This window comes from Idiomarina sp. X4, from assembly GCF_002808045.1.
In the GTDB taxonomy this organism is placed as follows: Bacteria; Pseudomonadota; Gammaproteobacteria; order Enterobacterales; family Alteromonadaceae; genus Idiomarina.
This window is the reverse complement of sequence record NZ_CP025000.1, coordinates 341246-358421: the sequence shown is the minus strand read 5'-3', so window position 1 is coordinate 358421 and position 17176 is coordinate 341246. Positions and strand designations below refer to the sequence as shown.

The 17176-nt window shown below is 48.7% G+C and carries 20 protein-coding genes; 17 read left to right on the top strand and 3 right to left on the bottom strand.

The window, feature by feature from the left end:
• Positions 1–53: 53 nt before the first annotated feature.
• The 11 genes from ccmA to CWC33_RS01755 are packed head-to-tail and all read left to right on the top strand — an operon-like array spanning position 54 to position 8790.
• Positions 54–728, top strand: coding sequence for a cytochrome c biogenesis heme-transporting ATPase CcmA (ccmA, locus tag CWC33_RS01805; RefSeq protein ID WP_100690551.1), 675 nt, complete (start codon positions 54–56; stop codon positions 726–728).
• The gene (gene ccmB, locus CWC33_RS01800) at positions 721–1404 is read left to right on the top strand and encodes a heme exporter protein CcmB (protein WP_100690550.1); all 684 of its coding nucleotides are present in this window, start codon (positions 721–723) and stop codon (positions 1402–1404) included. The genes ccmA and ccmB overlap by 8 nt, the downstream gene beginning before the upstream one ends.
• Position 1405: 1 nt before the next feature.
• Positions 1406–2143 (top strand): heme ABC transporter permease, encoded by a 738-nt coding sequence (locus tag CWC33_RS01795; protein ID WP_100690549.1) that lies wholly within the window; start codon positions 1406–1408, stop codon positions 2141–2143.
• On the top strand, positions 2143–2346 hold the full coding sequence (gene ccmD, locus CWC33_RS01790) for a heme exporter protein CcmD (protein ID WP_232709816.1): 204 nt from the start codon (positions 2143–2145) through the stop codon (positions 2344–2346). Before CWC33_RS01795 ends, ccmD begins: the two co-directional genes overlap by 1 nt.
• A gap of 9 nt (positions 2347–2355) precedes the next feature.
• On the top strand, positions 2356–2838 hold the full coding sequence (gene ccmE, locus CWC33_RS01785) for a cytochrome c maturation protein CcmE (protein ID WP_100690548.1): 483 nt from the start codon (positions 2356–2358) through the stop codon (positions 2836–2838).
• Positions 2835–4787: a heme lyase CcmF/NrfE family subunit gene (locus CWC33_RS01780; protein ID WP_100690547.1), complete on the top strand. Its 1953-nt coding sequence runs from the start codon at positions 2835–2837 to the stop codon at positions 4785–4787. Before ccmE ends, CWC33_RS01780 begins: the two co-directional genes overlap by 4 nt.
• On the top strand, positions 4780–5331 hold the full coding sequence (locus tag CWC33_RS01775; protein ID WP_100690546.1) for a DsbE family thiol:disulfide interchange protein: 552 nt from the start codon (positions 4780–4782) through the stop codon (positions 5329–5331). The genes CWC33_RS01780 and CWC33_RS01775 overlap by 8 nt, the downstream gene beginning before the upstream one ends.
• Entirely contained in the window at positions 5328–5786 is a 459-nt protein-coding gene (locus CWC33_RS01770; RefSeq protein ID WP_100690545.1) for a cytochrome c-type biogenesis protein, read from the top strand. Before CWC33_RS01775 ends, CWC33_RS01770 begins: the two co-directional genes overlap by 4 nt.
• On the top strand, positions 5779–6987 hold the full coding sequence (ccmI, locus tag CWC33_RS01765; RefSeq protein ID WP_100690544.1) for a c-type cytochrome biogenesis protein CcmI: 1209 nt from the start codon (positions 5779–5781) through the stop codon (positions 6985–6987). The genes CWC33_RS01770 and ccmI overlap by 8 nt, the downstream gene beginning before the upstream one ends.
• Entirely contained in the window at positions 6984–7745 is a 762-nt protein-coding gene (locus CWC33_RS01760; protein ID WP_100690543.1) for an MlaA family lipoprotein, read from the top strand. Before ccmI ends, CWC33_RS01760 begins: the two co-directional genes overlap by 4 nt.
• A gap of 55 nt (positions 7746–7800) precedes the next feature.
• On the top strand, positions 7801–8790 hold the full coding sequence (locus CWC33_RS01755) for a response regulator (protein ID WP_100690542.1): 990 nt from the start codon (positions 7801–7803) through the stop codon (positions 8788–8790).
• Here the strand turns inward: CWC33_RS01755 and CWC33_RS01750 are convergent.
• Complete coding sequence (locus CWC33_RS01750; protein ID WP_100692249.1) at positions 8759–9070, bottom strand: DUF6170 family protein; 312 nt, start codon at positions 9068–9070, stop codon at positions 8759–8761. The two genes, CWC33_RS01755 and CWC33_RS01750, sit on opposite strands and share 32 nt — an antisense overlap.
• Before the next feature lie 103 nt (positions 9071–9173).
• Between CWC33_RS01750 and galU the strand changes: the two genes are divergently transcribed.
• Entirely contained in the window at positions 9174–10064 is an 891-nt protein-coding gene (gene galU / locus CWC33_RS01745) for a UTP--glucose-1-phosphate uridylyltransferase GalU (RefSeq protein ID WP_100690541.1), read from the top strand.
• A gap of 14 nt (positions 10065–10078) precedes the next feature.
• On the opposite strand, the gene cmoB is transcribed toward galU, so the two are convergent.
• Both cmoB and cmoA read right to left on the bottom strand, forming a co-directional pair.
• Positions 10079–11050, bottom strand: a complete 972-nt coding sequence (cmoB, locus tag CWC33_RS01740) for a tRNA 5-methoxyuridine(34)/uridine 5-oxyacetic acid(34) synthase CmoB (RefSeq protein WP_100690540.1) — start codon at positions 11048–11050, stop codon at positions 10079–10081.
• A gap of 17 nt (positions 11051–11067) precedes the next feature.
• Entirely contained in the window at positions 11068–11799 is a 732-nt protein-coding gene (gene cmoA / locus CWC33_RS01735; protein WP_100690539.1) for a carboxy-S-adenosyl-L-methionine synthase CmoA, read from the bottom strand.
• A gap of 166 nt (positions 11800–11965) precedes the next feature.
• On the opposite strand from cmoA, the gene CWC33_RS01730 reads away from it, so the two are divergent.
• The 5 genes from CWC33_RS01730 (at position 11966) to ruvA (ending at position 17168) form a co-directional block, all read left to right on the top strand.
• Positions 11966–13363 (top strand): diguanylate cyclase domain-containing protein, encoded by a 1398-nt coding sequence (locus tag CWC33_RS01730; RefSeq protein WP_232709815.1) that lies wholly within the window; start codon positions 11966–11968, stop codon positions 13361–13363.
• 69 nt (positions 13364–13432) lie between these two features.
• Positions 13433–15202 carry an aspartate--tRNA ligase gene (aspS, locus tag CWC33_RS01725; RefSeq protein ID WP_100690538.1) on the top strand — a complete coding sequence of 590 codons (1770 nt, stop codon included), beginning with the start codon at positions 13433–13435 and terminating at the stop codon, positions 15200–15202.
• Positions 15203–15236: 34 nt separating this feature from the next.
• The gene (locus CWC33_RS01720) at positions 15237–15986 is read left to right on the top strand and encodes a YebC/PmpR family DNA-binding transcriptional regulator (protein WP_100690537.1); all 750 of its coding nucleotides are present in this window, start codon (positions 15237–15239) and stop codon (positions 15984–15986) included.
• Between the two features lie 6 nt (positions 15987–15992).
• On the top strand, positions 15993–16529 hold the full coding sequence (gene ruvC / locus CWC33_RS01715; RefSeq protein WP_100690536.1) for a crossover junction endodeoxyribonuclease RuvC: 537 nt from the start codon (positions 15993–15995) through the stop codon (positions 16527–16529).
• A 21-nt stretch (positions 16530–16550) separates the two neighbouring features.
• Positions 16551–17168 carry a Holliday junction branch migration protein RuvA gene (gene ruvA / locus CWC33_RS01710; protein ID WP_100690535.1) on the top strand — a complete coding sequence of 206 codons (618 nt, stop codon included), beginning with the start codon at positions 16551–16553 and terminating at the stop codon, positions 17166–17168.
• Positions 17169–17176 lie beyond the last annotated feature (8 nt).

Here is a 17176-nt window from a genome sequence, read left to right as displayed (position 1 = left end):
ACTCGGTGGCATTTGCGTCAGCTTACCAGTAAGGGCTCAGTAGTAAAATCCTCATGACACAAGAAACTACCGCTAAAGTGCCACTGTTGCATGCCGAGCAGCTTAGCTCAACGCGTGGTGGTCGAGTATTGTTTGATGAGCTGAGCTTCCAGTTACACCCTGGTGAGTTATGGCAGGTAACTGGTCCGAATGGCGCGGGCAAGTCGACGTTATTGAGAATGCTAGCCGGGCTTTTAGAGCCCACAGAGGGCCGCATCCAGTTTAACGACTCTGATTTGCGCGACGCTTGGCAGGATTACTGTCAGCAATTGCTGTTTATTGGTCATAAAGCTGCTGTAAAAGGCGAGCTGACCGCACTGGAAAACTTCTATTGGCAACAGCAACTCACAGCTAACCCCAATACTGATGGCTGGGACTTACTGGAAAAGCTGGGGCTGCTTGCTCTGGAAGACGAGCTTACTGGTCGGTTGTCGGCGGGGCAGCAACGCCGGGTTGCTTTAACCCGGTTATGGGCGAATAACGCAACGTTATGGATTCTGGACGAGCCGTTCACTTCTTTAGATGTGCAAGGCGTTGGGTTACTGCAAAAGCGCTTTGCAGAGCACTTGAATGACGGCGGCTGTATTATCTTTACGTCACATCAGTCACTGACGTTGTCGAACTTGTCTCCCAAACTGATTGATTTAAGCCTAACTTCGCAAATGGACAATGAGGTGGCTTATGATTAACCCGTCCATGCGGCAAGTTTGGTTTGCGATACTCAAGCGTGACTTGCGCATTGCCGCACGTCGACGCAGTGACGCCTTAAACCCGCTGCTTTTTTTATTAATGGTGGTGACGTTGTTCCCTCTTGGTGTCGGGCCTGGGCCTGATATTCTTGCGCGTATTGCGCCGGGAATTATTTGGGTGGCGGCACTGTTGGCCAGCTTGCTTGGCTTAGAACGATTATTTAAAGATGACTTTCAGGACGGCACACTGGAGCAGTTGTGTTTATTGCCACAGCCGCTAGCGTTTACGGCAACCGCAAAAGTGATGGCACACTGGTTGTTAACCGGATTACCTCTCGTTATTTTGTCACCCCTGCTGGCGCTGTTGTTAAGTTTGCCATTGCAAGGTTGGTGGGCGCTAGCGCTCAGCCTGCTGCTAGGCACGCCAGCGCTGAGCGCGCTTGGAGCAATTGGTGCGGCACTGACACTGCAGGTGCAAAGAGGCAGTTCGCTAATTAGCCTTATCCTTATTCCGTTATTTATCCCGCTTTTGATTTTTGCCACCGCCGCTGTTGAAAATGCCTCTATGGGGCTTGCAGTCCACGGCCAGTTGGCTATTCTGGCGGCTATTTCTGTTTTAACCATAACATTGTCTCCGCTGGCGATAGCAGCGGGCATAAAAATGAGTGTGAATTAATATGTGGCGATGGTTACACCCTTATGCAAAGCCTGAAGCGACCTACCGACTGGTGGATAAGTTACTGCCCTGGTTTGCAGCATTAACCTTTATCTCTTTGGCTGTTGGTGTGGTTTGGGGGCTAGCTTTTGCGCCGTCTGACTACCAACAAGGTGACAGTTATCGAATTATATTTTTGCATGTGCCAGCGGCTATATTTTCGATGGGCGCCTACTCAGGTATGGCGATAATGGGTGGTATAGCACTGATATGGCAAATTAAAACAGCGGAGTGGGCAATTCCGGCAATAGCTCCAGTTGGCGCTGCGTTGACGATTGTCGCATTATTAACCGGAGCCATTTGGGGTAAGCCAATGTGGGGCACTTGGTGGGTGTGGGATGCACGCCTCACTTCCGAACTGATTCTGCTGTTTTTATACATTGGCGTTATGGCACTGTACTTTGCGTTTGATGACGTCAGAACTGGCGCGAAAGCTGCAGCCATACTCTCACTTGTGGGGGTGATTAACCTGCCTATTATTCATTACTCCGTCGAGTGGTGGAACACCTTGCACCAGGGAGCGACCATTACCAAGTTTGAGAGACCTTCGATAGCGACCAGTATGCTTATTCCGTTATTAATATGCCTGGCGGGCTTTCTGTTTTTAACCATTTCACTGGTGATGATGCGGTTAAAAAATGAGATACTACGACACGAATTAGGCCGCCCCTGGGCGCAGAATGAACTGGAGAAAAACTGATGGCATTCGACAGTTTTCAGGACTTTATTACCATGGGTGGCTACGGCTTGTATGTTTGGCTGTCCTTTTTCTTGAGCTTTGTCGTTATTGCGTTGGTCGCACTGGAAACCGCTATGGCTCGTCAATCCCTGAAGAAAAAGAGCCAGCAATTGCAGAATCGTCAGCAGCGTTTGGCCAAGCGCCAACGGTCTGTGTCGCAGTAGGAGAGATGTATGAATCCAAGACGTAAACAACGATTAACCTGGGTGCTGATTTTAGTGCTCGGGGTGTCTATAGCGACCGGACTGATGCTATACGCGCTAAGCCAAAGTATTGATTTGTTTTATACGCCGAGTGAAATCGTTGAAGGTGCCGATGACGGCAAACAAAAACCGCAAGTCGGGCAACGCATGCGAGTGGGCGGAATGGTCGTTGAAGGCTCGGTTGAGCGCGACCCGAAAACCCTGGAAGTGTCGTTTAATATTACTGATACAGGCCCTGAGATCACAGTGCTTTATCAAGGTATTCTGCCGGACTTATTTCGCGAAGGGCAGGGTATTGTTGCGCAAGGTGAGCTGGTTGAACCGACGGTTTTAAAAGCGTCCGAAGTATTAGCAAAGCACGACGAAGAGTATATGCCACCAGAGCTGGCTGAAAAAATGAAAGGCATTAAGCACGTAAACCCAAATAAACCTTACGAGGATGGTGAGCAATGATAGCGGAAGCAGGCCATCTCGCGATTGCTATCGCGCTGGCATTCTCTTGTTTGCTGGCGTTTTACCCGCTGTGGGGGGCAATAAAAGGCCATGGTGGCATGATGTCACTGGCAAGACCTTTTGCTCTAGGACAATTTTTCTTTACCGCTGTGGCGTTTGGATTATTAGTGTGGGGCTTTGTCAGCAATGACTTCAGTATTGCTTATGTGGCAGCTAACTCCAACTCAGACTTGCCGGTTGCTTATCGGGTAACGGCGGTATGGGGCTCACACGAGGGGTCATTTCTCCTCTGGATGCTGATGCAGGCCGGCTGGATTGCGGCGGTAGCACTGTTTTCGCGTTCTATGCCTTTGCCAATGGTGGCGAGGGTGTTAGCGATTCTTGGCTTAATCAGCATTGGCTTCTACTTGTTTATGCTAACGGTGTCGAATCCGTTTGATCGCGCCTTACCGCTGATTCCTGTCGATGGACGTGACTTAAATCCGCTGTTACAAGACCCGGGCATGATCATTCATCCTCCGTTATTGTATATGGGATATGTCGGTTTCTCTGTGGCCTTTGCGTTTGCCATTGCGGCGCTTATATCGGGTAAGCTTGATGCGGCCTGGGCGCGTTGGTCTCGGCCCTGGACATTGGCGGCATGGATATTCCTGACTCTGGGAATTGCCATTGGCAGCTGGTGGGCTTACTACGAACTCGGCTGGGGCGGTTGGTGGTTCTGGGACCCGGTTGAAAACGCCAGCTTTATGCCATGGCTTGTCGGCACCGCTTTGTTGCATTCATTGGCTGTGACCGAAAAGCGAGGCAGTTTTAAGTCATGGACGGTATTACTGGCAATAGCCGCCTTTAGTTTGAGCCTTTTGGGAACTTTCCTGGTTCGCTCCGGCGTTTTGGTGTCAGTGCACGCTTTTGCGTCTGATCCAACCCGCGGTTTGTTTATTCTGGTGCTATTAGCCTTGGTTATTGGCGGCTCTCTAATTCTATACGGCATGCGAGCGGGACAAATGCAGAGCTACAGCCGGTATGAGCTGTTCTCCCGCGAAGTCATGTTGCTGGGTAACAACGTATTATTGATGGCGGCAATGGCAGTTGTCTTTTTGGGGACTATGCTGCCTTTGATTCATAAAGAAATCGGTTTGGGTAGCATTTCGGTTGGTGAACCATTTTTCAATGGTGTCTACAGCTGGCTTGTCATTCCATTTGCTCTGATGGTAGGGCTGGGGCCTCTGTTGCGCTGGCGTCGACAGGCACTTAAGCCGCTATTAAAACCGATTGCGTTGGCGCTTAGCCTTGCCATTGTCCTTGCTTACACACTCCCGAAAATATGGGCTGATGAGCTACCGGCCATGGTCGTTATTGGACTATTTCTAGCATTCTGGGTCGGCCTTGCCACGTTGACCGAGGTACAGCAAACGGTCAGGCAACGTAAGCAGGGTCTGTACGGCATAACTCGGTTATCGGGGAGTCATTGGGGCATGGTACTAGGTCACATTGGTTTCGCCGTGACTTTAATTGGTATTACGTTAGTGTCGCATTATGAACAAGAGCGTGACATTGCTCTGGCGCCGGGAGAGTCGGTTGAAATTATCGGCTACAACGTCAGCTTTGATTCCTTAGACCACCGAGAGGGGCCGAACTACGACGCTGACTCCGGAGAGTTTACGGTGACTAAAAATGGTGATCTTGTCACCGAAGTCACCAGTGAAAAGCGTTTTTACCGCGTTCAGCGAACCAGTATGACAGAGGTGGGGCTCGATGCCAGCCTGTTAAGAGATATCTACATTGCTATGGGTGAGCCGCTAGAAAATGGAGCCTGGGCAATACGCTTTTACGTCAAGCCCTTTGTGCGCTGGATATGGTTGGGTGCCATTATCATGGCTGTAGGTGGTGTGTTTGCGATGGCCGATAAACGCTACCGACAACGTAAGAATGGAGGTTTATATGAATAAGAACCTTCGCTGGGTTGTATTATTTGCACCGCTCATTTTATTTATCGCACTAGCCGCCTTTTTGTTAAAGGGCTTGGGGAGTGACCCGACAAAACTCGATTCGGCGCTAATTAACGAGCCGGTACCCGCGTTTGAAAGCGTCGACCTTTACGACACTCGCATAGCTTATGACGAATCTGTGCTAAAAGGTAAGCCGATGTTGTTGAATGTATGGGCAACCTGGTGCCCGACGTGTCGTGCAGAGCATGAGTTTTTGAATCAGCTGGCGTCAGAAGGCATACCCATTGTCGGCTTAAACTATAAAGACGACTCGCGTGAGAAAGCGGTAAACTGGCTGAACACGTTAGGCGACCCGTACACCATTAATTTGTTTGACCCAGAAGGGAATGTGGCTTTTGAGTTTGGTGTTTATGGCGCTCCCGAAACCTACTTTATTGATGAGGAGGGCGTTATTCGATATCGCCATGTTGGCGATGTGAATGCGCGTAATTGGCAGAGCACATTGAAACCCATTTATGAACAGCTGAAGCAGGAGGCGCAATGAGCCGACTACTCCTTTTGGTGACTCTGTTAAGCGTTCTTGTTTTTAGTGCAAGCGCGCAAGATGCCCTATCGCGTTCATTTGACAGTGAACAACAGCGAGAAATCTACCAACAGTTAATTAAGGAGTTGCGCTGTCCGAAGTGTCAGAACCAAAACATTGCTGACTCTAATGCGCCGCTGGCTGAAGACATGCGGGATAAAAGTTATGAAATGCTGAAGGCAGGTAAGTCCAAGCAGGAAATTATCGACTTTATGGTCGAGCGTTACGGTAACTTTGTGCATTATGAGCCCCCCTTTACGGCCGCAACAGCGGTGCTTTGGTTTGGGCCTTTGGTTATTGTAATTATCGGTATTGGCGTTGCGGTTGTGTTAACTCGCCAGAAAAAAGAGCAAGCCGCCCTGACCCCAGAAGAACGTGCTCAATTAGAACGGTTAAGGAATAACGACAATGACTAGTTTAATCATCGTAATGTTATTGATGCTGTTAGTTGCTGTCGTTTTTGTTTTATTGGCGACAGGGAAGCAGCGTCGTATTCAAAAAAGACAGGATGAGAACAGGCGCTGGTACGAGCAACGTTTAGCTGAGCTAGAAGAAGAGCGTTCTTTGCACGGCTTATCTGACGAAGAGTTCGACTATTCCAAACAGGAACTCGATAAAACCTTTGTGAATGACAGTAAAGACATTGAAGAAAGTGTCGATTGGCGTCCCGCGCCGGTTGTTTTGCCCGCTGCCATTGTCGTTGTTATATCGGTTGTTTTGTATTGGAGTTTTGGTAGTTGGCAGTTACAGGAACAAGCGTCAGAGGCACGCGAACGCTTGCCTGAACTGGGCAAAAAGCTTTTAAGTGAACAAGCTCAGGCAGCTGAACCTGAAGAACTTAACCTGTTCGCGTTGGGTCTTCGTCAGAAGCTGATGAGCGATCCGGATGATGCTATTGCCTGGTGGATATATGCTGGTCTAATGGTGGATATTGGCGCTCCGGATGAAGCGGACGAGGCGTTTCAAAAGTCATTGGATTTAGAGCCTGAACGACTCAACACGCTGGTGAGTTATAGTCGCTTCTTACTTATGTCCGGTTCAGCACAAAATAAAGCGAAAGCAGCTAACTTACTGGCACGCGCCTTAAAGTTGAATCCCGCGAATATAGAAGCATTGTCGCTACTGGGCTTCGTGGCGTATGAACAACAGGATTGGGAGCAGGCGATTCAAGCCTGGGAGCTGCTGCAGGAACAATTATCGCCCGGCTCAGAGCGTTACGTGGCTGTTCAGAATGCGTTAGCAGACGCGAAGCAACAGCAAGCAAGTGCAGGAATTACATTAACCGTTAAGGTGAATATTGATTCTGCCGTTCGCGAGTTTCTCCCTGAAAACGCAACGCTGTTTGTCTATGTCACCGGGAACGACACGCCTATGCCGGCGGCTGTGGTTCGCGAGCCGGTCAAAGGCTTTCCTGTGACCTATACCTTATCAAACGACAACGCCATGTTACCGGACCATAAATTGTCTGATTTAGATGAATGGACAGTTCGTGCTCGTGTTTCACAAGATGAGAATATTGAAGCCGAGTCGGGTGATCTGGAAGCGTCGACAGTGACTATTAAAGCTAAGGCGAGTCAAACAGCGACAGTGACTTTATCAACACGGATTCAAGAATGAAAAAATACGGATTGTTACTTTTCTCAGTATTGTTAGTTGGGTGCTCTTCCACTCCGGAAGATCCTTATGCCGACCCTCGTGACCCATTTGAGGATTTTAACCGCGGCATGTGGGAGTTTAACCGCGATGTTGACGAAGTGGTTATTCAACCGGCAGCAAATGTTTATGATGACGTACCTCAGCCTATCCGCACGTCACTGTATAACGCCGTTGAGAACTTAGAAGAGCCGTCGTCTTTTGTGAATAACATCCTGCAGTGGAAACTGGGTGATGCGGGCATATCACTGGGGCGCTTTTTAATTAATTCTACAGTAGGGCTGGTCGGTCTGTTTGACGTGGCAACACCGATAGGGCTTGAGAAAAAAGAAGAAAGCTTTGGTCAGACGCTGGCCGTTTGGGGGGTACCTGAGGGACCGTACGTTATGCTCCCATTACTAGGCCCGACCGTTATTGTTGATCGCGGTGGTGACTACGCTGATGGGCAATATTTCCCATACCCGTCACTGACCTGGCCGGTTGATGTGCTTCGCTACACGGTGAAAGGTCTCGAAATGCGCATACGTTTGCGTGACCAGGAGCAGGTACTGGAAAACTCACTTGACCCATATTCTTTTGTGAAAGACGTTTATTATCAGCGTTGGAAAGATCAGGTATACGATGGTAATCCGCCCTTACCGGAAGATGATTTCGGTGACTTCGAAGAATTTGATGATGAGTTCGACGGTGACTTTGAGGATTTTGACGACGAGTCACGTTGACGGATCTCTATTCCTGAACAATGCTTAAGACATGGTGAGCAAAGAGAATTGAACCATGTCGAAAGCGCACGTTGCGGTTATTGAAGACGACTTAGTATTCCAGTCCATGCTGAAAGAGTATCTCTGCCAGCATGGTTATGACGTGTGCTGCGCTGGTGCCGGGCAACAAGGGGTTGCCCTTTGCGAGCAACAGTGTCCTGATGTTGTACTTTGTGACTTAAACTTACCGGACATTAATGGTCTGGAAGTCATAGAAAGACTTCTAAAAGTTTGTGCCCACTTGCCTATTATAGTTATCTCCGCATCTGAGAAAATGTCAGACATTCGTGAAGCAGTGCGCCTTGGTGCCTGGGATTACCTTGTTAAACCATTACAAAGTCTTGATGTGTTGGACAGTGCCATCGGACATTGTCTGGAGCGACATGAACTCGAAACTTCCTATTTGCACGACATTTGGGAGCTTGATGCGCACATTGATGTCATTTATCAGGACGACATGATAGCCGGGAAGCTAACCGAAGAGTTACTGCCTAAAAGCCCGTTGAGAGTTGGTGCGTATAACTTTGAGTGTGCAACTCATCCGGCAGACACAACACCTGCCTGGGTCGATTATCGGTCGTTAGGAAATGGCAAAGCGCTGGTGGTTATGGCGGCGGCGCAAAATGCAACCGAGCAAAACCTGGTACCGCTGTTGGTACTGAAAACTTTGGTAGACCCGGTCATACGGCAGTACTTATCAGGTATGGACAATACTTTGGTGCAGCCGGGAATGCTGTTAGAGCACCTGAATATTGAACTCTGCCACTCTCAGGTAAGAACCGCTTTCGATATCATGGTAGGTGTACTTGATACAGAAACCGGTCATTGGCAATGGGCGCAGGCTGGCGACAAATTAGAGCCATCGCCCAGTGCCAAGCCAGACTTAGCCTTGGGTATTTGGAAGCACGCAAATTATCGCACGCATCATTTAGAGTCGCTGCATCGCTTGCATTGCCGCTGCTATGGCAAAGAGCTTATTGTGAGCGCTGAGCCTCAAACTGCTTAACGGCTTTATCAATATAAGGCATCGACATATTGATATTAATGGGCTGTGTGAATAATGGGTAACCGATACCGGCCACCAATAGCGCTAACAACTTCCACCATCCTTCAACTTCTACAACTAAAAAAAAGATGACACAGATAGGCACCAGTTTCGCTAAATTGCAAATTAAGCGGCGTGGAACTGGCATTTTCTCCTGAGCGATTGATAGAATCATTGCACGCTCAGTGAAACTGTATGCCTTAAGTTGTGGGATACTGCGAGAAGAAAAATATAACGCCATAATTTGTTTCATTGAATTTTACTGAATGGCTTGCATTATAACATGCTTAACGGTTATAAACTTGCCCTCTTTTTCGAATGAATTAATTGTAAGGACAGCTGCTATGGTCAGAAAAGTTGTAATACCGGTCGCCGGTCTCGGAACCCGGATGTTACCGGCAACCAAAGCCATTCCAAAGGAAATGTTACCACTGGTCGACAGACCCCTTATTCAATATATTGTCGAAGAGTGTGCGGCAGCAGGCCTTACCGATGTGATTTTGGTCACACATTCGAGTAAGAACTCGATTGAGAACCATTTTGATACCAGTTTTGAGCTGGAAACCACGCTCGAACAGCGCGTTAAACGACAATTGTTAGCCGAAGTTCAGGCGATTTGTCCGAAAAACACCACCATTATGCATGTGCGCCAGGGCCAGGCAAAAGGTTTAGGTCACGCCGTGTTATGTGCACAGCCACTCGTTGGCAACGAGCCATTCGCCGTAGTATTGCCAGATGTATTAGTGGACGAAGCCAGCTGTAGTTTAAACCGCGATAACTTAGCGGAAATGGTGAAAAACTTTGATGAAACCGGTCACTCGCAGGTGATGGTTGAGAAAGTACCTCACGAAGACGTCAGCAAATATGGTATTGCGGACATTGGTGGCGAGGAATTAAAGCCGGGTGAGCAAGCGCCCATTACTCAACTGGTTGAAAAGCCGTCTAAAGAAGAAGCACCATCGGATCTTGCCGTAGTGGGCCGTTATGTATTCTCTGCAGACTTGTGGCCTTTATTAGAGAAAACGCCAGTGGGTGCAGGTAATGAAATACAGCTAACGGACGCAATGGCAATGTTGCTTGAAAAGCAGTCGGTGAATGCTTATTACATGAAAGGCAAAAGCCATGACTGTGGTAATAAACTTGGTTATGCGCAAGCCTTCATTGAGCATGCCATGCGCCACCCGGAGTTGGGCAGCGACATGAAACAATACATTAAGTCGCTAAAAGGCGCTTAAATGGCAGTAAAACGCTAAGCACGGGCCGTTAATACGGCCCGAATAGGCGCTTTATAACCTTCCACAGTTAAGTCTGGGTTCTCCGCATCTAAAAAGTCTGCTAAAGACTCACCGGTCATCCACTCCGTACGACGTTGTTCTTCAAGTGACGTTGTGTTGTGGTCAACAACGGAAATATCTTTAAAGCCCAACCGCTCAAGCCAAACCGCCAAGGCTTTTGCACTGGGTAAAAACCAAACGTTGCGCATTTGTGCATATCGTTCGCCGGGTAACATCACGGTGGTTTCGTCGCCCTCGACAACTATGGTTTCTAACACGAGCTGACCACCGGGTTTTAGCAACGATTTAAGCTCTTGCAAAAAGGCCAATGGCGAGCGGCGATGATACAAAACGCCCATGCTGAATACCGTATCGAAGCTTTTAAGCTCTGGCATATGTTCAATCCCGACTGGGAAAAAATGCGCTTTTTTCTGGTATTTTGCCGGCATCATGTTACGAATCGCCTGAAACTGCATTAAAAACAACTCGCCCGGGTCAATTCCCCAAACTTGCTCAGCACCCGCCTCCAACATACGCCATAGGTGGTAGCCACTGCCGCAGCCAACATCTAACACTTGCTTACCGCTTAAGTCATCGATATGCGGTTGTACCCGCTGCCATTTCCAGTCCGAACGCCACTCGGTATCAATGAAGACACCAAACAGATCAAAAGGGCCTTTGCGCCAGGGCTGCAATTGCTGCAATAGCCCTGTTATGCGGGCTCGATCGGAATCTGAGGCTTCTTCCGGAGATCCAACCGTTACTGTGTCGCTTAAGTGCCCCTTTTCCGTGTTGAGCCGGGGCAGCTGTTCAACCACGCGTTGCCAGCGTTTTAAATTGCCGTGGGGGTTATTATTAAAGGCGGTTAGCTGCGGTGCCAGTGTATCCAGCCACTGCTTGTGAGGGCTACTGATAAGCGCTTTTAGATCGTTGCTAAAGTCAATCATTGGTTATTGGTAATCCTTTATTTAACCGCTAGCATGGCCGCGAAGTTGAAACATTGAAACCATACCGTGTGATGCTCAAAGCCGACCTTTTGAAAACGCTGCTCATGCGCTTCCAGAGTATCAACTTTCATGACATTTTCGATAGCCGCTCGCTTTTGGCTAATTTCCAGCTCGCTGTAACCATTGGCTCGCTTAAAGTCGTGGTGCAAATCAATCAGCACATCGTTCATGGTGTCGTCGGTATGGCGGAACTTCTCCGCGATGAGCAAAACACCACCGTCAGTCATGCCATCATAAATGTGTTGTATCATGGTCTCGCGTTTTTCTGGTGGGACAAACTGCAAGGTAAAGTTCAACACCACTACCGATGCGTTTTCAATGCGCGTTTCGTTAATGTCTTCGCAGCGCAGCTCAACGGGAACCTGACTTTTAAAGCCACCTAAATGCAAACCGGCGCGCTCAATCATTGGTTCGGAATTATCAACCGCAATCATGTTACAGTTGTCCAGGTGTTCACAGCCCTTTCGCATAGCCAGTGTGGCTGCACCCAGTGAACAGCCCAAGTCGTACAGATGGGTATTGTTTTGCGCGTAACGGCGAACCAACTGCGGCAAGGTCTGTAAAATACTTGAATAGCCGGGAACTGACCGATTAATCATATCGGGAAACACTTCAACAACTTGCTGGTCAAAGCAAAAGTCAGACACACTCGGCAGAGGTTTAGAAAAAATAGTGTCGTGTTGGCTCATAGGGCAACTTGATAAATAAAGTAAACATATTGTGTATTTTACCGATAATTAGAGCTGACGGACAGCCGCGTTTTGATTAATATATCGCCGTCTTAGTTGGAGGAAACTGTTGTTGACCCGTATTTGGCATAAAACACTGTATTTTTGTTCCGTGATGAGCCTGGCTATGTCGCTTGGGACACTAATGCCTGCGCCCACCTATGCCTATGCGCCTGATACGTGGTTAGAGCAACACCCAACCATTCGGGTTGGTGTACCAAACCAGTTGCAACCGCTTATTTATCAAACCGAAAATGGTGCCGCCGGGCTCGACGTTGACTTACTGAAGCAATTTACCGCATCAATGAATGTTGAATTGGTTTGGACAGCGTGTGGACAGTGGCAGGAATGCTTAGAGGCTATAGCCAATAAAGATATTGATGTGCTGACCAGTGTTTCCTATTCTGTTGAGCGTAACCAAAGCATGGATTTCACCCAAAGTTACTGGTCGATGCCCTGGGCAGTGCTGACGCTGGATTCAGATATGCGTTCGGGTAGTAGCGTGAGAATGGGCGCATTACACGGTCAGCGGGTTGCCGTTGTTAAAGGATACAGCATTGAGTCCCAGCTGGTTGATACGGGACGAATCGAAGTGGTCAGTGTGTCCGATATTGATGAAGGTATTGACCGATTGCGTAACCGTATGGTGGATTCTTATGTCGATAGCTTACCTATTTTAGTTGATGAACTTCAGGAATATCCATTACCTGGGTCGAAGCTGTCGGTGCTGGATTCGACTCAGGGGAACGCCTTATATCTTGCGGTGCGTGATGACTGGCAGCCGTTGGTGACTTTACTAAACCGAGGTATTAATTCGCTAACTCCACAGCAGCGTGATGCCTTAAAGCGCAAATGGTATGGGTACGAATTAGAACAGGGTTGGAGTGACGAAGAGTTGCTTGAGTTGGGAATGAAAATAGGCTCTGTTGTACTCTTGGTTATTCTTAGCTTTGGTATATGGAACAGTCGTCTTCGTAAAGAAATAAAAGCCCGTAAAGCAGCTGAGCGTCGTATTCGTCATATTGCCACCCATGACGAGCTGACGAGGTTGCCGAATAGAAATTTAATGCAGGATCGCCTCGAGCAGTCGCTACGTCAGAGCGAAAGAACACAAAAGCCATTTGCGGTGCTGTTTTTAGACCTTGACGGCTTTAAGCTAATTAATGACGATTTTGGCCACAATTATGGCGACGAGTTACTCATACAGGCGGCTCAACGTATGAAAAACCTACTGCGTCGCTCCGATACTGTTTGCCGCCACGGTGGCGATGAGTTCGTGGTTATTTTGCCGACAGCCATTGCTGTCGGTTCGGCTCTTGCCGTTGCTCGCAAGTTAGTTGTGCAGTTGGCCAAGCCTTACAAAGTAAAAAAGCAGCAGCTGGAAGTCAGTGTGTCTATTGGTGTCGCAATGTACCCCACCCATGGCAACGATGTAGACACGTTGCTGCGTTCCGCCGATAAAGCCATGTATGCCGCCAAAGCCGCTGGCAAAAATGATGTGCGTTTAGCCAGCACCGACGGATGACATTCAGCCCTAGTTAGCTATAATGTAGCGCTTCACTTTTAACGAATTCGTCGGTAGTAGGAAAAGTACATGCGCACGCATTATTGTGGACAAGTAAACGCAGAACTCGCAGAGCAACAAGTTACTTTATGTGGCTGGGTCAATAAACGCCGTGATTTAGGTGGCTTAATCTTCATTGACTTACGTGACAGAGAAGGCTTAATTCAGGTCGTTTTCGACCCGGATCAACAAGCACTGTTTGAGCAAGCTGAAAAGTTACGCCAAGAGTTTTGTGTGCAAATTACCGGCACAGTAAATCGTCGCCCTGAAAGCCAGGTAAACGCCAACATGAAAACCGGCGAAGTTGAACTGTTGGCCTCTGAACTCAATATTTTAAGTCGCTCTGAGCCGTTACCTATCGACTTTAACAGCCAGGTGAGTGAAGAAGCCCGCCTGCGCTATCGTTACTTGGACTTACGTCGTCCGCAGATGAACGAAAAACTTCAGTTTCGTGCAAAAGTTACTAGCGCCGTCAGACGTTTTCTGGACGACAACGGTTTCTTAGATATTGAAACGCCAATGCTGACGCGTGCGACACCTGAAGGCGCGCGCGACTACTTAGTACCAAGCCGTACACATAAAGGGCGCTTCTTCGCGTTGCCACAAAGTCCACAGCTATTTAAACAGCTACTGATGATGTCAGGCTTTGATCGCTATTACCAAATCGTAAAGTGTTTCCGCGACGAAGATCTGCGCGCCGACCGCCAACCTGAGTTTACTCAAATCGATATCGAAACCTCGTTCATGACCGCTGAGCAAGTCATGGAAGTCACCGAAAAAATGACCCGAGAGTTATTCGATAGTTTGCTGGGTATTGATTTGGGTGACTTCCCAAGCATGACGTGGTATGAAGCAATGAAGCGTTACGGCTCAGATAAGCCAGATTTACGTAATCCGCTTGAGCTGGTTGACGTTGCTGACTTATTGAAAGACGTAGAGTTTAAAGTGTTCTCCGGTCCGGCGAACGACGAAAAAGGACGCGTTGCTGTTATTCGCCTGCCGGGTCAGGCGGAAAATGTGTCGCGTAAGATGATTGATGAATACACCAACTTCGTGGGTATTTACGGCGCGAAAGGCCTTGCGTGGATAAAAGTCAATGACTTGTCTCAAGGTCGTGAAGGCTTGCAATCTCCCATTCTTAAGTTCCTTCCGGACGATGCGTTAAACGCAATTCTTGAGCGGACAGAAGCTGCAACGGGTGACATTCTGTTCTTTGGCTCAGACAAAGCCAATACGGTTGCCGAAGCAATGGGCGCGTTGCGTTTGAAGCTGGGTGAGGAATTTGGTTTGGTCAGTGACCAGTGGAAACCATTATGGGTTGTCGACTTCCCAATGTTCGAAGAAGACGACGATGGCTCGTTGGCGGCTTTGCACCATCCGTTTACAGCCCCAGTTAATGTAACACCGGATGAACTTCGTGCGAACCCGGCAAAGGCACTGTCTAACGCTTATGATATGGTTCTAAACGGTGTTGAAGTGGGCGGCGGTTCAACACGTATTTTCGACAACGAAATGCAGCAGGCGGTATTCGAAGTTCTGGGCATTGGCAAAGAAGAAGCACAAGAGAAGTTTGGTTTCTTGCTTGAGGCGCTTAAGTACGGTACCCCTCCACACGCAGGCCTGGCTTTCGGGTTGGATCGGCTGGTGATGCTGATGGTGGGAGCAAGCTCAATTCGTGATGTGATTGCATTCCCGAAAACCACCACCGCAGCTTGTGTTCTGACAGATGCCCCTGGGTTGGCGAACCCGGAAGCGCTGAATGAACTTGGCGTGAAGAGCACCGTCGAAGACAAAGAGTAAACACATTCAACGATTAAACTTTGTGGGGTGAAACATGGCAGGTCACTCGAAGTGGTCGAACATAAAACACCGAAAGGCCGCGCAGGATGCTAAGCGTGGCAAAATTTTCACAAAATTGATTCGCGAAATTAATGTCGCCGCCCGTGAAGGCGGCGGCGATCCTGAAACCAATCCGCGTTTGCGGGCTGCTATTGATAAAGCGCTATCGAATAATATGAAGCGCGACACCATTGATACAGCTATCAAACGTGGTACCGGCGAAATGGAAGGTGACAACGTTGAGGAGCTGACCTACGAAGGTTATGGCCCTAACGGCGTTGCCATTTTACTGGAATGCATGACAGACAACAAAAACCGTACGGTTTCTGAAGTACGCTATGCGTTTAGCAAACACGGTGGTAACTTGGGCACCGACGGCTCGGTGGCTTACCTGTTTAACAAAATGGGCGTTATTAGCTACGGTACCGATGTGACCGAAGAGGATGTGATGGAGCCAGCATTGGAAGCCGGAGCAGAAGACATCGTAAAATATCCGGGCAGCGGCCTCGATGTTACGACGTCACCGGAGAACTTTGGTCCCGTTAAAGACGCGCTAGACGCTAGAGGGCTGGAAGCGTCCAACGCGGAGGTCACACAGGTACCCGACACCAAAGTCGATTTGGACGAAGACAGCGCACGTTCGTTTTTAAAGCTGTTGGATGCGCTGGAAGACTTAGACGACGTTCAGAACGCTTACCATAACGCTGATATTTCTGATGATGTATTGGCTAAGTTGGACAATTAAGGACTCATGAGCGTCATATTAGGTATTGACCCAGGCTCACGGTTAACTGGATATGGCGTTATTCAAAAGCATGGTCGTAAATTTCATTATTTAGGCAGTGGTTGTATTCGTGCGACAGGCTCGCCGACAAAGCCGCTGTCGCTTGCCGATAAGTTACGCTTGATTCATGACAGTGTTAGTGAATTAATCACTCAGTTTAGTCCCACCGAATTTGCTATTGAACAAGTGTTTATGGCGAAAAATCCTGATTCAGCACTGAAGTTGGGGCAGGCGCGAGGCGCTGCAATAGTAGCGGCCGCAAGGGCAGGACTGCCGGTGGCGGAGTACTCAGCGCGACAAATAAAACAAGCCGTTGTCGGTAATGGTGGCGCAGAAAAAGAACAAGTACAGCACATGGTGGTTGCGCTACTCAACTTACAGAAAACACCCCAGGCGGACGCTGCAGACGCGCTCGCCGTTGCACTATGTCATGCGCAAAGCGCAGGAAGTTTGCTGAAAATGTCAGGGGCAGCGAAGAAAACCGTTCGTGGTCGGCTACGTTAATTTTATAGGGAGAGGACTCTTGTGATAGGACAAATTCGAGGTACGCTGCTAGCCAAACAACCACCAGAAGTTTTGGTTGATGTGAATGGCGTCGGCTATGAAGTCCAGTTACCCATGACCTGTTTTTACGACCTGCCAGCCACAGGCGAACCGGTGACACTGGTGACGCATTTTGTGGTTCGGGAAGACGCTCAACTACTGTATGGCTTTAACTCGAACTCAGAGCGCTCCTTATTTCGGCTGTTGATAAAAACGCAAGGCGTGGGGCCAAAGTTGGCGCTTGGCATTTTATCGGGGATGTCCGCTGACGAGTTTGTATTTGCAGTGAACCAGAATGACGTCAGCCGGTTGGTGAAACTGCCGGGCGTTGGCAAAAAAACCGCCGAGCGGTTAGTGATTGAAATGCGTGACCGACTGAAAGACTGGGCTTCTGCAACACCCGCTACGGATGCGATGCCGGTTGATAATAAGGGCGTTGACGCTCGTATTCATCCGGCTGATACCAGAGCCGATGCGGTGAGTGCCTTAGTGGCTCTTGGTTATAAAGAAAATCAAGCTGAAAAAGCCATTCAGAAAGTGTACTCTGCTGAACATAGCAGTGAAGTTCTGATACGACTGGCATTAAAAGAGCTGTCTTAAGGTAAAGC

What these genes read in the sequence shown, in the direction of transcription:
- CWC33_RS01720 (WP_100690537.1), top strand. Translation starts at nt 15,237, where the DNA reads ATGGCAGGTCACTCGAAGTGGTCGAACATAAAACACCGAAAGGCCGCG.
- ccmB (WP_100690550.1), top strand. Translation starts at nt 721, where the DNA reads ATGATTAACCCGTCCATGCGGCAAGTTTGGTTTGCGATACTCAAGCGT.
- galU (WP_100690541.1), top strand. Translation starts at nt 9,174, where the DNA reads ATGGTCAGAAAAGTTGTAATACCGGTCGCCGGTCTCGGAACCCGGATG.
- CWC33_RS01770 (WP_100690545.1), top strand. Translation starts at nt 5,328, where the DNA reads ATGAGCCGACTACTCCTTTTGGTGACTCTGTTAAGCGTTCTTGTTTTT.
- CWC33_RS01780 (WP_100690547.1), top strand. Translation starts at nt 2,835, where the DNA reads ATGATAGCGGAAGCAGGCCATCTCGCGATTGCTATCGCGCTGGCATTC.
- ccmA (WP_100690551.1), top strand. Translation starts at nt 54, where the DNA reads ATGACACAAGAAACTACCGCTAAAGTGCCACTGTTGCATGCCGAGCAG.
- ruvC (WP_100690536.1), top strand. Translation starts at nt 15,993, where the DNA reads ATGAGCGTCATATTAGGTATTGACCCAGGCTCACGGTTAACTGGATAT.
- CWC33_RS01760 (WP_100690543.1), top strand. Translation starts at nt 6,984, where the DNA reads ATGAAAAAATACGGATTGTTACTTTTCTCAGTATTGTTAGTTGGGTGC.
- ccmD (WP_232709816.1), top strand. Translation starts at nt 2,143, where the DNA reads ATGGCATTCGACAGTTTTCAGGACTTTATTACCATGGGTGGCTACGGC.
- CWC33_RS01750 (WP_100692249.1), bottom strand. Translation starts at nt 9,070, where the DNA reads ATGGCGTTATATTTTTCTTCTCGCAGTATCCCACAACTTAAGGCATAC.
- CWC33_RS01755 (WP_100690542.1), top strand. Translation starts at nt 7,801, where the DNA reads ATGTCGAAAGCGCACGTTGCGGTTATTGAAGACGACTTAGTATTCCAG.
- cmoB (WP_100690540.1), bottom strand. Translation starts at nt 11,050, where the DNA reads ATGATTGACTTTAGCAACGATCTAAAAGCGCTTATCAGTAGCCCTCAC.
- cmoA (WP_100690539.1), bottom strand. Translation starts at nt 11,799, where the DNA reads ATGAGCCAACACGACACTATTTTTTCTAAACCTCTGCCGAGTGTGTCT.
- ccmE (WP_100690548.1), top strand. Translation starts at nt 2,356, where the DNA reads ATGAATCCAAGACGTAAACAACGATTAACCTGGGTGCTGATTTTAGTG.
- CWC33_RS01730 (WP_232709815.1), top strand. Translation starts at nt 11,966, where the DNA reads ATGTCGCTTGGGACACTAATGCCTGCGCCCACCTATGCCTATGCGCCT.
- aspS (WP_100690538.1), top strand. Translation starts at nt 13,433, where the DNA reads ATGCGCACGCATTATTGTGGACAAGTAAACGCAGAACTCGCAGAGCAA.
- ccmI (WP_100690544.1), top strand. Translation starts at nt 5,779, where the DNA reads ATGACTAGTTTAATCATCGTAATGTTATTGATGCTGTTAGTTGCTGTC.
- CWC33_RS01795 (WP_100690549.1), top strand. Translation starts at nt 1,406, where the DNA reads ATGTGGCGATGGTTACACCCTTATGCAAAGCCTGAAGCGACCTACCGA.
- CWC33_RS01775 (WP_100690546.1), top strand. Translation starts at nt 4,780, where the DNA reads ATGAATAAGAACCTTCGCTGGGTTGTATTATTTGCACCGCTCATTTTA.